13 protein-coding genes are annotated in these 13729 nt (G+C 69.6%); 3 read left to right on the forward strand and 10 right to left on the reverse strand.

What is annotated here, in order from left to right:
* Nucleotides 1-5: 5 nt before the first annotated feature.
* The 5 genes from Q664_RS27275 to Q664_RS27295 all read right to left on the reverse strand — a co-directional run bounded on the left by Q664_RS27275 (nt 6) and on the right by Q664_RS27295 (nt 4969).
* Entirely contained in the window at nt 6-686 is a 681-nt protein-coding gene (locus Q664_RS27275; RefSeq protein ID WP_043402054.1) for a carboxypeptidase regulatory-like domain-containing protein, read from the reverse strand.
* Complete coding sequence (locus Q664_RS27280; RefSeq protein ID WP_043402057.1) at nt 668-1435, reverse strand: hypothetical protein; 768 nt, start codon at nt 1433-1435, stop codon at nt 668-670. The genes Q664_RS27275 and Q664_RS27280 overlap by 19 nt, the downstream gene beginning before the upstream one ends.
* 150 nt (nt 1436-1585) lie before the next feature.
* Nucleotides 1586-2338, reverse strand: coding sequence for an energy transducer TonB (locus Q664_RS27285; protein ID WP_043402060.1), 753 nt, complete (start codon nt 2336-2338; stop codon nt 1586-1588).
* Nucleotides 2339-2427: 89 nt separating this feature from the next.
* A complete protein-coding gene (locus Q664_RS27290) occupies nt 2428-3144 on the reverse strand; it encodes a response regulator transcription factor (RefSeq protein ID WP_043402062.1) in 717 nt (238 codons plus the stop codon).
* A complete protein-coding gene (locus tag Q664_RS27295; protein ID WP_043402065.1) occupies nt 3119-4969 on the reverse strand; it encodes a sensor histidine kinase in 1851 nt (616 codons plus the stop codon). Before Q664_RS27295 ends, Q664_RS27290 begins: the two co-directional genes overlap by 26 nt.
* A gap of 167 nt (nt 4970-5136) precedes the next feature.
* Here Q664_RS27295 and Q664_RS27300 point away from each other — a divergent pair, with 167 nt between their 5' ends.
* Both Q664_RS27300 and Q664_RS27305 read left to right on the forward strand, forming a co-directional pair.
* Entirely contained in the window at nt 5137-5913 is a 777-nt protein-coding gene (locus tag Q664_RS27300) for an endonuclease III domain-containing protein (RefSeq protein WP_052518725.1), read from the forward strand.
* Nucleotides 5914-5983: 70 nt separating this feature from the next.
* The gene (locus Q664_RS27305; RefSeq protein ID WP_043402069.1) at nt 5984-6742 is read left to right on the forward strand and encodes an SDR family NAD(P)-dependent oxidoreductase; all 759 of its coding nucleotides are present in this window, start codon (nt 5984-5986) and stop codon (nt 6740-6742) included.
* Nucleotides 6743-6787: 45 nt separating this feature from the next.
* Here Q664_RS27305 and Q664_RS27310 read toward each other — a convergent pair whose 3' ends face one another.
* Entirely contained in the window at nt 6788-8251 is a 1464-nt protein-coding gene (locus Q664_RS27310; protein WP_063934763.1) for a PQQ-dependent sugar dehydrogenase, read from the reverse strand.
* 140 nt (nt 8252-8391) lie between these two features.
* On the opposite strand from Q664_RS27310, the gene Q664_RS61235 reads away from it, so the two are divergent.
* Nucleotides 8392-9093 carry a hypothetical protein gene (locus tag Q664_RS61235; RefSeq protein ID WP_235216895.1) on the forward strand — a complete coding sequence of 234 codons (702 nt, stop codon included), beginning with the start codon at nt 8392-8394 and terminating at the stop codon, nt 9091-9093.
* 85 nt (nt 9094-9178) lie between these two features.
* Here Q664_RS61235 and Q664_RS27320 read toward each other — a convergent pair whose 3' ends face one another.
* The 4 genes from Q664_RS27320 to Q664_RS27335 all read right to left on the reverse strand — a co-directional run.
* Nucleotides 9179-10357: an ARPP-2 domain-containing protein gene (locus Q664_RS27320; protein WP_043402072.1), complete on the reverse strand. Its 1179-nt coding sequence runs from the start codon at nt 10355-10357 to the stop codon at nt 9179-9181.
* Complete coding sequence (locus tag Q664_RS27325; RefSeq protein ID WP_052518726.1) at nt 10357-11862, reverse strand: hypothetical protein; 1506 nt, start codon at nt 11860-11862, stop codon at nt 10357-10359. The genes Q664_RS27320 and Q664_RS27325 overlap by 1 nt, the downstream gene beginning before the upstream one ends.
* A 172-nt stretch (nt 11863-12034) precedes the next feature.
* Complete coding sequence (locus Q664_RS27330; protein ID WP_052518729.1) at nt 12035-12901, reverse strand: YihY/virulence factor BrkB family protein; 867 nt, start codon at nt 12899-12901, stop codon at nt 12035-12037.
* A gap of 119 nt (nt 12902-13020) precedes the next feature.
* Nucleotides 13021-13729: MOSC domain-containing protein (locus Q664_RS27335; protein WP_043402098.1), on the reverse strand; the 709-nt coding region annotated here is incomplete at its 5' end.

Here is a 13729-nt window from a genome sequence, read left to right on the forward strand (position 1 = left end):
GGGGCTCAGTAGGCATCGGAGCGGGGGGTGTACTGGCGGCCATGCTTGTCCAGGTGCTTGTCGTCGGCGCGCGTCTCGTTCAGCTCCAGCGTCACCACCGCCTCCCCGCCGGGCTTCACGGTGACCTCGGCGCGAGACACGTCGCTGCGCTCGTCCCGCCGGTGCACGGCGAAGATGGGATGCGTACCAGGCGGCACCCCCTCGAGGACGAAGCGCCCATCCGGCCCGGTGACGGCGAAGGCCCGGTTGGGCACCACCACCAGCGTGGCCACCATCTGCTCGTGGATGTCGCAGTAGACGTCGATGAGGCCCGTCTTCTTGAAGGTCTCCGTGTAGTCCTCGCCCGGGCGGTTCTTCCCGGCGTCGAACTTCCCGGCGCGCGAGCGGGAGAAGACGTTGTGCACCACCACGTCGTTGTTGGAGAAACGCACCTTCTGCCCGGCCACCACGCCCACCACCGAGGGCTGGAAGGCCTTGTTGCGCTGGGCCATGTTCACCTCACCCGAGGGAGGGGGCTCGGTGTAGCCGGTGAGGTAGACCACCACGCCGGAGCGATCCGCCTTGAGGACGGGGCGCCCATCCGGGCCCTGGACGGTGATACGGACCTCGCCGCGGACGGTGCCCTGCTGCGCGGCGGCGAGCGGAGCGGCGAGGGACAGCAGGAGAATCAGAGCACCACGGCCCATATCAGCCTCGGCATGAATTGGGGCGTCTCCGGGAACAGGGGAGTGAGCCCTACCATGACCCCGAGCGTGACCCACGTCCGGCCGAACGTCCAGGCCACGTCGGCGCCCACGAAGTGGTGCTGCCCGCCCGGAATGCCCTGGAGGGGAATCTCCCCGAAGGCCTCGAGCGAGGCACGCAGCTCGTCCTCGATGAGGGGATAGGACACGCCCGCCGCATAGGTCCCGAGCAGCCGCACCGGGCCCTCCTGCCCTCGCAGCGCCGGCAGGCCCACCTGCGCGCCCAGATCGAGCACCAGGCGCAGGCCACCCTCCGTCTCGAAGGACTGCACCAGGTTGGCGTCCAGGCGGGGGGGCTGCGTCGTGTGGATGGTGTGGTGGTAGGCCACGCGCAGCAGTCCCTGCCAGGGCGAGTCATCCCCCCGGGGATTGAAGCGCAGGCGCAGGTCCGCGTCGAAGGACTCGAGCTGCGTGCGCTCCCGGGTGGCCAGCACCTGGAAGGGGACGGCCAGCTCCAGCCGCTGGGTGAGGCCGAACACGGGGCCCCACCAGACCCAGTAGTTGGAGGTCCGTTCCGGCACACCGGGCGCCCGGGACTTCACCCACAACCACTGCTCGAGCTCCACATCCCCCTTGGGGACGATCTCCGTGTCCCACACCCAGATGAAGGGCCGCCGTCCGGCCTCGGCCGGCGTGGGAAGCACGGCCAGGGCGAGGACCCCCAGCAACACGAAACGACGCACTGCGCTCATCTACCCTCCCGGGGACGGGCCCCGAGCCCTCCGCACCAGCGGGGGCCAGGGTGGACGTCCGGGAGGCAGGCATATCCGACGAGCCGGTGCTTGTGCGAGCACAGCGGGTATTTCCCTTCAGACCCGGTCCCCCCTGGCCGGGCGTGCCCGCTACGGCAGCTTGAGGGTCACGGTGAAGGTGTAGCTCACGTTGACCGGCCTGCCCTGGAAGGTGACCGGGCGGTACTGGCGGCTCGACACGGACTGGAGCACGGCCTCATCCATGAAGGGCAGGCCCTTGATGATGCGGCAGTTCTCGACGTCGCCCTCGCGGGTGATGGTGCACTTGGCGATGATGACACCACTGACGCGGGCTCGGAGCGCATCGTAGGTGTACTGCAGGGGCACGCCGGTGGAGAGGATCTGCGGCGGCGTCATGCCAGCGCCGAAGGGGAGCACCTCCTCACCCGTGGACTGGCCGATGTTGCCCAACGCCAGCCCGGCGATGACCTGGGCACCGGGGACGCCGCCCGTCTCGACACCATTGGGATCGCTACCGGGGATGTAGGGCAGGTCATTGGTCTCGGGCTCGGTGTCCTCCGGGGGAGGAGTCGCCTCGACGGTCTTCGTCTCTTCCGGAGGCGGGGGAGGGATCTTCTTGGGCTGGACCAGCTCGGTCTTCGGCTTGGGCTTCGGCTTGGGCGCGGTGGGGGTCACCGCCGCCTTGGGCGGATTCGGGTTGCCCTTGGGCGGCTGGGGGACGTTGAAGGTGAGCACGGGATCTTCCTTGATCGCCTTCGCCGCCTGGCCGGACAGGCCGAGCATGCTGCCGAACACACCCGCGTGCACCAACAACGACACCCACATCCCCGTCCCGAACCGACCCGCGCTCAATCCCGGCTGATTGATGACCGACTGGAACATTTGGAATCCCTCCTGGCTGACACCCGTGAAGCTACGGATTCCAGAAGGGCGGGTGGCCTTGGGTTGGCCATCTCTTCGTCATGGTTTCGTCATGGACCCCCGAGCTCCATGCGGTATCCCACCCCGCGGATGGTGTGGATGGAGAAGGAGGAGGCACTCGTCCAGCCGAGCTTCTTCTTCAGGTTGGAGACGAAGTTGTCCACGGTGCGCGGGTCCACGATGACGTCCCGGCCCCACACCGCGTCGAGGATCTCCCCCCGGGGCAGGGCGCGGTCGCGATGCTTGAGGAGGTAGACGAGCAGATCGAACTCGGTACGGGTGAGGTCGATGACGCTCCCATCGGCGCGCGCGAGGATGCGCTTGCCCAGGTCCAGCGTGAAGCCCGCGAAGGACATGACGGTGGGCGGCGCGCCACCGGCCCGGCGTACCAGGGCTCCCACCCGGGCGAGCAGCTCGCGCAGCCGGTAGGGCTTGGTGAGGTAGTCCTGCGCTCCGGCGTCGAAGCCGCGGACGATGTCGTCCTCGAGCGAGCGCGCGGTGAGCATCAGCACCATGGACTGGACTCCACTGGCGCGCAGCCTCCGGCAGAACGAATAGCCGTCCTCGCCCGGGAGCATCACGTCGAGGATGAGCAGATCATACGTCCGCGCGCGCAGCAGCGGCTCGGCCTCCTGGGTGTGGGAGGCCACGGTCACGTCGTACCCCTCGTCCTGGAGGTTGTCGCGCAGGCCGATCCGCAGGTTCGCGTCGTCCTCGACGACGAGGATGGAGGGGCGGGGGTTAGGAGGGCTGCTCGGGGCGTTCATGGCGGGGTTCGGGGAAGAGCAGGGAGAAGGTGGTGCCCTGGGGGCCGGAGTTGTCGATGGAGATGAGGCCCTTGTGCAGGGCCATGATCTTCCGGCACAGCGCGAGCCCCAGGCCACTGCCGTGGACCTCGGGGCCCTGCGAGCCCAGCCGGTAGAAGTCGCGGAAGACGTTCTCCCACTCGGACTCGGGGATGCCGATGCCGTTGTCGCTGAAGAGCACCACGCAGCCATGGCCCTCGTGGGGGTAGGCGCGGATGGAGAGCTCCACGGGAGCGCGGCGGTTGTAGGCGCACGCGTTGCGCGCGAGGTTGATGAGCAGCAGGCGCAGCAGGGACGGGTCCACCTCGAGTTCCACGTCGCCCACGTCGGCGGAGAGCTGGACGGGGACGGAGGAGTTGCCCACCAGGTCCGAGCGCAACATGCCGACCAGCTCGTCCAGCTTCACGCGGGCGGGCTTGAGCTGCCAGCGGCCCTTGTCGATGCGGTTGAAGGACAGGATGTTCTCGACGAGGAAGTGCAGCCCGTCGGCGGCCTGGATGATGCGCTCGGGGTAGTCGCGCATCTCGGGGACCTTGGAGAGCTTGCGCTCCATCGTCTCGGCCAGCAGGCGGATGGAGGCCAGGGGGGTGCGCAGCTCGTGGGAGACGGTGGCCACGAAGTCGCTCTTGAGCTCCACGTAGCGGTAGCGGCCGTGCTGGGCCACCACCGCCATCACCACGATGGCCACCGCGAGCGCCCCACAGGTGGCCACCAGCAGTGTCTTCAGCCCGTAGCGCTGCTCGATGGCGTTCTCCGCGGCGGTCCACGCGGGGACGGACACCTCCAGCCACAGGGACTCCAGGGGCTGCACGGCCTCGGGGTTCCGCAGCCGCACCAGACCGTCCGCGCCGAAGTGGTTGCGCCGGCGCAGCTCCTGGGCCAGGTCGCGGAGGAGCGCGTCGAGGTCCACGGCGATGCCGCGCACCACCTCTTCCTGCTGCTCCACGTACCAGCGCTGGCCGATGAGGGTGGGGCCGGAGAGGTTCTCGGGGATGACGAGCATGCCGGCGCCGGCCTCGCGGGCACGGGCCTGGAAGTCGTCGGAGGGCTCGCCGAGCGCCGTGCTGAGCTGGACTACATGGGCGAGCAGGAACTCGAAGTCGGGCTGGGTGAAGCGCCAGCGCTCACGCAGGAGATCGCGCTGCAGGCCGGCGGAGCGCTCGATGCCGCCGAAGTCCTCGGGGAGCCCCTCGCGCAGCAGCGCGCGGACGAGCGGTGGAGTGGCCTCACCGCGCTGGAGCCGCTCCAGCATGAGGAGGACGAAGGGGAGCTCCTGGACGGGCGGGAGGGGGTGCTCCGCGTGGTGGCGCAGCAGTTCCTCGGCGAGCGCATGGGCGCGGGAGGCACGGCCCTGGTCGAGCGCCGCCTCCACCGCGCGAAGGCGGACGAGCCGCTCGCCCCAGGGCTCGGCCGTGGAGCTCTCGGCGAAGGCCTTGGCGAGCTCGCGGTAGTGACGTACCGCGGTGGCGCGCGAGCCGCGAGTGGAGCGGGTGAGGCGGGGCAGGAACTGGTGGCCGCGGAAATTGAGGAAGAAGCCCTCGCCCGGAGCGAGCGGATCTCCCATGGCCGCGTGGAGGGCGGTGAGGTTGTTCTTGAGTTGCGCGCCGAGCGTCTGCCGCAGGGCGAGGGTGGCGAACTCCTCGATGGCGTGGCGGCGGGAGGCGAGCTGTGCACGGGCGTCCTCGCGCTCCTGGGCGAAGATGCGCTGGAGGCTCACCAGCCCCCAGGTGAGGGCGAGGAGTCCGCATCCGAGGGCGATGAGGGTGGGAAGGAGCCGGCGCAGCATGGGGGCCCGAGGGGCTCGCGCATTATACGTGCAGGGGGTGGGCTGGCCATCGCGCGGACTCTCGGACGCTCGCTGGCCCGGCCGCCGTTTGGAGGAGACGTCCGGGGTCGCCAGGAGGGAAGGGGATGAGAAGGTTGGAGGGGTGACTTCAGAAGTGGGGTGCTGACATGCCATCTCTCCCGTTGTTCCCCGAGGCCCCGGTCGGCCTGAGCGCGAAGGCACTGCGGGTGCACGAGCGCCTGTGCGCCGAGTACGGCTGTCCCATCCCGTGGTTCCGCTCGCAGGATCCGCTCAGCGAGCTCGTTTCCGCGCTGCTGAGCCACCGCACGCGGAACGCCTCCAGCGGCGCGGCCTTCCGCCAGTTGCGCGCGCGCTTTCCCACCTGGGAGGCGGTGCGTGATGCACCCTGCGTGGAGGTGCAGGAGGCGATCTCCGCGGTGACCTGGCCGGAGCAGAAGGCGCCGCGCATCCAGCAGGTGCTGCGGTGCATCACCGACCGGAGGGGAGGGGAGCTGTCGCTGGACTTCCTGGCGGAGCTGCCGGTGCGCGAGGCGCGGGACTGGCTCGAGCACCTGCCCGGGGTGGGGCCCAAGTCGAGCGCCGCGACGCTGCTGTTCAGCCGCTTGAGGAAGCCCGCGCTACCGGTGGACAGCCACCACCACCGGGTCGCCGTGCGGCTGGGGCTCATCCCCGAGACCACGGCGGTGGGACCAGCGCACCGATTGCTGGAGGCGCAGCTCCCGCCGGACTGGGATGCACAGCGCGTCTATGACAACCACGAGGCGCTGATGCTGCATGGGCAGCGGTGCTGTTTCTATCGGGAGCCGGCGTGCCAGCGGTGCGCGGTGCTCGATCTGTGCCCCACGGGTCAAGCCCGGCTCGCGTCCCAACGGGGTTCGAGGCCCGCCGGAGACAGCGAGGAGGAGGAACTCCCAGCAACGTGATGTTTCCGGTGGGTTGAGAGGGTCCCCGGCGGGATTGGGGCATGATGTGGCTTCTTCCCAAGGAGCACACATGCAGGGACTCGAAGGAAAGGTCGCCGTCGTCACGGGAGCCTCGCGCGGTATTGGTGCGAGCATCGCGCGGAAGCTGGCGTCGCAGGGCGCGAAGGTCGTCATCAACTACACGCGCAACGAGGATGCCGCCCACCAGGTGGCCGCCGACATCCAGCGCGCCGGAGGCGAGGTGCTCGTCGAGCGCGCGGACGTGGCCGATGAGGCCCAGGTGAAACAGCTCTTCGAGCGGACGGACGCGCGCTTCGGGCGCCTGGACATCCTGGTCAACAACGCGGGCATCCTCGAGTTCCGTCCCATCGACGCCATTGATCGGGCGCACTTCCAGCGCGTGCTGGACACCAACCTGTGGGGGGTCGTGTGCGCCAGCCAGCAGGCCGCGCGGCGCCTGGGCCAGGGCGGCCGGATCATCAATATCACCTCGGCCGCCACCCGGACGCCCTTCTCCGCGCTCGGCATCTACGCGGCGAGCAAGGGCGCCGTGGAGGCCTTCACGCGCACCCTCGCGGCCGAGCTCGGACCGAAGGGCATCACCGCCAATGCCATCTTCGCCGGCATGGTGGAGACGGACATGACGATGGGGCTCAGCTCGGGAGATTCGTCCCGGGCGACCGTCCAGGCGATGATCCAGGCCACCCCCCTGCGGCGCATGGCGAAGCCCGAGGACATCTCGGAGATCGTTGCCCTCCTCGCCTCGGAGAGCAGCCAGTGGGTGACGGGTCAGTCCATTGGCGCCACCGGCGGTCTCGTCATGTCGTGAGCCCGTGAGGGCTCCCGGGTGCTGGCCTCCGAGCGCGTCCTTCGCTCACGGTTTCGCGCCCGGGGCCTTGCCGGAGGCGGGCTCGATCGCGGGCGCCGGGACGAGCCGCGCGATGCGATCGGGCCCGTTGAAGGCCACATAGAGGTAGCCATCGGGGCCGCTCACCACGTCGCGCACGCGGCCCACGTCCTTGAACAGCACCTCCTGGTGCACCACCTTGCCGCCCTCGAGCCTCAGGCGCCGCACCTCCTGCTGCGCGAGCGCGCCCACGAACAGATCGTTCTTCCACTGGGGGAAGCGGCTGCCCGTGTAGAAGTCCGCCGCGCACACGGCGATGGACGGCGTCCAGTGCAACACCGGCTGCTGCATGCCCTCCTGCGCGGTGCGATCCGTCATCGGCGTGCCGTCGTAGTTCATGCCGTAGGTGATGACCGGCCAGCCGTAGTTGCGGCCCGGCTCGATGCGGTTCAGCTCGTCGCCGCCCCGGGGGCCGTGCTCCGTCTCCCACAGCTCTCCCGTCACCGGGTGCCGCGCGAGCCCCTGCGGGTTGCGGTTGCCGTAGCTCCAGATGCTCGCGATGGCGCCCTCGCGGCCGGCGAACGGGTTGTCCTCCGGAATGCGCCCGTCGTCGTGGATGCGGTGCACCTTGCCGTTGGGCCGCGACAGCTCCTGCGCGTCCTCCTTCTTCCCCCGCTCGCCGATGGAGAAGAACAGGTGCCCCTTGCCGTCGAAGACGAAGCGCGAGCCGAAGTGCACGTTCCCGGTGCGGTACTGCTCGGGCGGCGCGCGGAAGAGCGTCTGCTGCTCCACGAACCGGCCCGCGCGCAGCTTGCCCCGGACGATCGCCGTCATGGCGGAGCCATTCGCGCCCGCGTCGCTATAGGAGAGGTAGATCCACCCGTTCTTCGCGTAGTCGGGATGCACGGCTACATCGAGCAGCCCCCCCTGGCCCCTGGACCAGACGCCCGGTGTGCCGGCGATGGGCTCGGGCAGGAGGCGGCCCTTCTCCACCAGGCGCAGCCGTCCCGCCTTCTCCGTCACGAGCATGCGCCCGTCTGGCAGGAAGGCCACGGACCACGGCGTGTCGAGCCCCTCGGTGACCGTCTCGAGCTTGAAGGCGTGCAGCTCGCTGCGCACGGCCTTGTCGGCCACCGGCTTCGCGATCGAGGCGGCCGCGTTCCGCCGCTGCGCGCCCTGCTCGCGGATGTAGATGACGAGCGCGCGGATGTCCTGGGACGACAGAGCGCCCGAGAACGCCGGCATGCCCGAGGCGGGTTGTCCCTCGCGGATGCTCCGCGCGATGCCCTCGTCGTCGGCGCCGGACTTCCAGATGTCGTCGATCAGGCTCGGCCCCAGCGCGCCCTCCATCTTGGCGCCATGGCAGTTGGCGCAGAGCGAGGCGTAGATGTCGGCGACGTCGCGCCGGGAGGCCTCGGAAGGCTGGGCTTGTACGAGAGTGGACAGTCCAAGCAGGCCGCACGTCAGGGTGGATCGGAAGGCGTTGAACATGAGGCGTACACTGTATGCCCGCCTGCCCGCCCCTCCCTCGGGTACGAGGCATTTGTCGCATTGCGTCAAAAATGGTTGACGTCGTTGACGCGATGCGTTACCTGTAGGCCCGTCAGTCCGAGTCCAGGAGACGAGCACACATGGCGAAGAACAAGACGGCGAAGATCGAGGGGGCCGCCAAGGAGTCCGTGGCCCAGACGACGGAGCAGGTGAACAACGAGGCAGTGGCCCAGGAGGCCGCGCCGGTGGCCCAGCAGCAGGCGGAGACGGTGGCCCAGGAGGCCGCGCCGGTGGCCCAGCAGCAGGCCGAGACGGTGAATGCGGAGACGGTCGTGGCCGAGGCGGTGAATGCCGAGGCGGTGAAGGCCGAGACGCCGGTGGTGGAGAAGGTGGCCGAGGCGGTGAAGGCCGAGGCGGCGAAGGTGGAGACGGTGGTGACCGGGGCCGCGGGCCAGGTGACGTCCTTCGTGAAGGGCCGGCTGGAGCAGGCGCAGAAGCAGTTCGGCCAGCTCGAGACGGAGGCGCAGAAGGCGCTGCAGACGCTGGTGTCGCGCGGCCGCGAGTCCAGCCGCGAGGTGCTGCAGCGGCTGCACGTGAACGAGCTGCGCGAGAAGCCGGCGGTGAAGGAGCTGGAGAAGAAGGCGACGTGGGTGGGTGGCGAGGTACGCCAGCGCCTCAACGGGCTGCAGGACCGCATGGTGAAGGTGGTGGGCGGCGTGGCGAGCCAGTCGCAGGTGGAGGCCATCAACCGCGAGCTGGATCGGCTGACGCGGAAGATCGACTCGCTGGTCTCCCCCAAGAAGCCGGAGCAGCAGTCCCAGCAGGAGGCTCCGAAGGCGTAGTGGTACCGCGCCGGAGCAACCGCTGAAGTGAAGACGCCTGGGAGCCCCATCGGCTTCCGGGCGTTTTCGTTGATACCCCCAGGCGCTATCGCCGGCCCTGATGTTGCCGCAGGGCCGCCTGGAGCACGGACTCCTTGAGCAGGTAGCCGAAGCCCGCGTTGCTCAGGCGCAGCATCAGCTCGTTCCGGGTGGTCTTCAGGTTCACCGCCGCTCGCTCCAGGTTCCAGTCCGCCTGCGAGAGCTGCTTGAGCAGGTAGGCCCGCCGCGTCTGCGCCGCCGACAGGCGGTACGTCTTGAGGTACTCCAGCGTCCCGTCTCCGCGCATGATGACCTCGCCGACGTGGTTCTCCTCAGAGGGCGACAGGCTGGTGACGAAGCGCTGGAGGTGGAAGGGCCCCGCCTCGTAGACGGTGCTCGCCGAGACCTCCACGCCGAACACGCCCCCGGCCATGAAGCCCTGGAACACGCCCCAGTCCTCGCGCATCCGTGTGATGGCGGCCCGCAGGTCCCCGAGCGAGGAGACGCGCCGGTCATCGATGGACAGCGACAGGGGCGGCACGTCCCCGAGGAAGCCGTACTGGAGCAGCAGATCTCCGTAGAAGTCCTCCAGCAGCGCCCGGTGCAGCGCCCGGTAGTCCTCGGGGTGCGAGACGATGAAGGCGGACAGCAGCAGGTCCGCGTGGAAGATGAGCACGCCCACCTGCTGCTCGTGGATCTCGAAGATGCGCAGGGCCTCGTCGAAGGCCGTGCTCGACCAGCCCGGCACGGACCACTCGCTCCGGGGATCCAACCCCCGGGACAGGGCCTCCTGCGAGTACTCGGTCCACGCCACCTCCGGCCCACCGAAGTGCAGGGCGAGGAAGCCCTCCATCGCCAGGTGCAGGGGCAACAACCGCAGCCGGTTCTTGTCCTCGCGATGCGCCATGCGGTGCAGCACGCGGACGGTGAAGGGGCCCACCTTCAGCGCCTTGCCCTCGGGCTGGTGGAGCTGCGTCCCGAAGACCGCGCCCGCGCTCCGGCTCTTGTCGTCCCACCCCATGACCAGCCCGTGCGGCACGTAGGAGATGTACTTGAGCCCGGGCTCCATCAGCCCGCCCTTGAGCGAGACGATGGTGAGATCGTCGTTGTACGTCCGCCGGGCGAAGCGCAGGTCTCCCCGCACCTCGTCCCTCAGCACCGGGACCAGACGGATGCTCCCCCACACCTGCGAGGGTGCCAGCCGCAGGCCCGTGGGCAGGATGTGCTTCATCTCCGTGCGGGCCATCACTCCTCCTCCTCGGCCGTCGGCTCCCCGCTGGCCTCCGTAGTGGCATCCAGGGGCTTCGCCGTCCCCTGGCTCCGTTGCCCGCGCTCCAGCAGCATCCGCACGCGCGCCGCGAGGTAGTCCTCGAGCTCCGACAGCGGGGCCGCGCCCTCCGCGAAGCGCGCGAAGCCGAGCACCGTGGGCAGATCCTCCGCGTCCCGCACGCCCACCGTGGGCACGTGGAAGCCGATGCCCCGGGGCGCGTACAGCTCCGAGGCGAATACGGGGTTCGCGTGGACGATGGACGTGCGGCGCGCCGGGTCCAGCTTCGTGCGGAAGACGCGGGTCACCTCGGCCACGGCGTTGGGCGGATCATTGTCGTAGCCGTCGGACACCACGACGACCAGGTGCGGCATCCAGTCCAGGGCATCGAGCAGCGGGGTGGCCAGGTCGGTCTGCCCGCGTGCGCCCATGAAGAGCGGCTCCTCGACGGGGTTCGTCCAGAAGGCGCGGTACTCGCGGGCCGAGGCGGACAGCAGGTAGTGCGCGGCGAGCGCCACGGCGAGCGGACGGCGGCGCTTCTCGGTGGAGCCCGAGGCGGAGTAGCTGTTGTCCAGCACGGCGGCCACCCGGCCCAGGGGCACCGAGGCCCGGCGCAGCGTGCGGGCCGCGGCCTGCTCCATCGCGGCATGCAGCTCGGCCCGGCGCTCCCGCCGCACCTCGGGCTTCAGGGACAGCACGTAGAGCGCCAGCTTCGTGAGCGGCGCGCGTCCCAGGTCCATCGTGAGCGTCACCCCGTCCTCGCGGGCCGCCGCGCCCTGGAGGCGCAGCCGCTCGGCGGCGGTGAGGCGCGGCTCGATGCGCTTCAGGAACACGTCACGGGGGATGCGGTGCTTGGCGGCCAGCCCCTCGGCGACGGTGAAGGGCAGCTCGAAGATCGCCGACTCGTCGTAGTGGGCCTGGCGGAACTTCTCCAGCAGGGGCGTCGTGTACACGCGCTTGCGCCAGCCGTGGAACAGGAAGAGGTTCAGCTCGCCCCCGAGCTTCAGGTGCCCGTGCGACACCGCGGCCCGCAGCTTGGAGCGGTACTTGATGGCGTCGAAGCTCGGATCCGGCCGTCCCTCCAGGTACTCCTGGACGATGGCGCGGGCCCGGCGGTTGTTGATGCGGCGCTCGCGCAGCACCTCCAGCATCCGGAAGGCCCGCTGCGGAGGCAATGCCCGGAGCGCCGCCGCGATGAGGGCTCCCTCCTCCTGCTTGTCCTCGGCCCGCGTCTCCTTCCCGGTGGCCAGCAGGTTGAGGATGATCTGCGCCTGGTTGAAGTGGTTGATGCCCGCGGCCAGCGTCCGCGCGTAGAGGCGGCGGTAGTTGCCCAGGATGTATGCGTGCAGGAACTCGATGGAGACGGCCTGCCCGCGTGCGTCGTTGTAGAACTCGCGCTGCCCCGTGCAGGAGAAGCACGCGTTCACGAACATCACCAAGTCCTCGCGAGCGACCTGCTCGGCGCGCGCCAACGCCGCGTCCATCACGTCCACCTCCGCCAGGCGGGAAGAAGGAGCCGCTCGGGGAAGGCGGACACGACCAGCTAGTCAAGCTGCAGAAGCTCGGTTCGGAAGTCGCATCACAGTCCCGCGAGCGGCTCCTTCACCCTATCACGACGGCCGGTGCGCCGCTTCCTGACGCGCACCGGGGAGCGGGTCACGCCGGCTGGGCCCGGCTGCCGTGGCTCCGGGCGTAGACCTGGGTGAACTCCGCGCCCAGGAAGAGGATCTGCGCGGAGTAGTAGACCCAGATGAGCACCACCGCCAGCGAGCCGGCGGCGCCATAGCTCGAGGAGACGGTGCTCCGGCCCAGGTACAGGCCGATGCCGAACTTGCCCAGGCTGAAGAGCAGCGACGTCACCGCGGCCCCGAGCCACACGTCCCTCCAGGCCACATGCGTGTCGGGGAGGATTTTGTACATCATCGCGAACAGCACGGTGATGACGGCGAAGGAGATGAGCAGGTTGAGCCCCTGCCACAGCAGCGTCCAGCCGGGGAACACGTGCTCGAAATAGGCGCCGATGCCCGCCAGCGCGGCGCTCACCACCAGCGACACGAGCAGCAGGAAGCCGATCACCAGCACCATCGCGAACGACAGGAAGCGGTTGCGCAGGAAGTTCAGCACGCCGTTTCTCGGCTTCGGTTGGACGTGCCAGATGTGGTTGAGCGCCTCCTGCAACTGCACGAAGACGCCCGTGGCACCGAAGATGAGGGCAATCACGCCCAGCGCCGTCGCGAGGATGCCGGAGCTCGGCTTGCGGGCGCTGATCATCATCTGCCCGATGACCTCGGCCCCGCTCGTGCCCACGAGCCCCTCCAGTTGCGTCTGGATCTGTCCTCGCGCCGCCTCCTCGCCGAAGACCATGCCGGCCACACTCACGGCGATGACGAGCATCGGGGCGATCGAGAACATCGTGTAGTAGGAGAGCGAGGCCGCGAACGTCGGGGCCTTGTCCTCGTTCCACTCCGAGAAGGCTTTCTTGAAGAGCTGGAGGGTGTTTCGAGCACGCAGCGCAACGGTCATGGCGCATGGGCACAGCACGCGCCGTGCCAGCGCGCCGGACCCCTCTCCTGGCTCGAATCCGAGGGAAATGGGCGCCCGGTGACAGAGCCCACCGTGAAGGGGGCGTAATTCTTTCAGCCCTACTCCAGGATCTCCACCGCATCCCCCACGCGGATCTCCCCCGGGCGCCGGACGATGACATTCTGGCCGAACATCACGCCCCCCTTGTTGGGAACGGTGCGCCGGTACGTGGAGAGCGTGCGCAGGGGCTCCTGCTGGGGATCGGCGCGGGCCGTCTCCGGATCCACCGTGGTGAAGACGCAGCGGGCGCACGGCTTGACCCCAGCCAGCTCCACTGTGCCGATGCGCAGCCGCTTCCACCCGTCCTCGGCGAAGGCCTCGCAGCCGTCCACCACGAGGTTGGGACGGAAGCGGCTCATCGGCACGGGCTGCGCCAGACGCTGGTTGAGGTCCGCCAGTGAGGCCTGGGAGATGAGCAGCAGGGGGAAGCCATCGGCGAAGCCGACACGGTCCTCCGGAGCGGCGTACTGGGGGTCCACCGGGCGCTGCATGCGCTCGTCCACGTACACGAGCCGCGTGGGCTCACCGAGGTACTCGGAGAGCCACCGGTCCGCGCTCTCATGGGCGCGGGCGGCCGAGCAGGTGTCATCCCAGACGGTGACGTCGAGGCGGGGCGCACCGGCGGGAGGCAAGGGCACCTCGAGTTCCGGCATGCCCGGGGCGGACAGGTGCAGCCCCGAGGGCCCCGGCACGGCGCGCACGAGCACCAGGGCGGGCAGCTCGCGTCCGGTCATGAAGGAGCCATCCGGGCGGACCGCCATCCACCGG

Origin of the sequence: Archangium violaceum Cb vi76, from assembly GCF_000733295.1 — a bacterium.
Classification (GTDB): Bacteria; Myxococcota; Myxococcia; order Myxococcales; family Myxococcaceae; genus Archangium; species Archangium violaceum.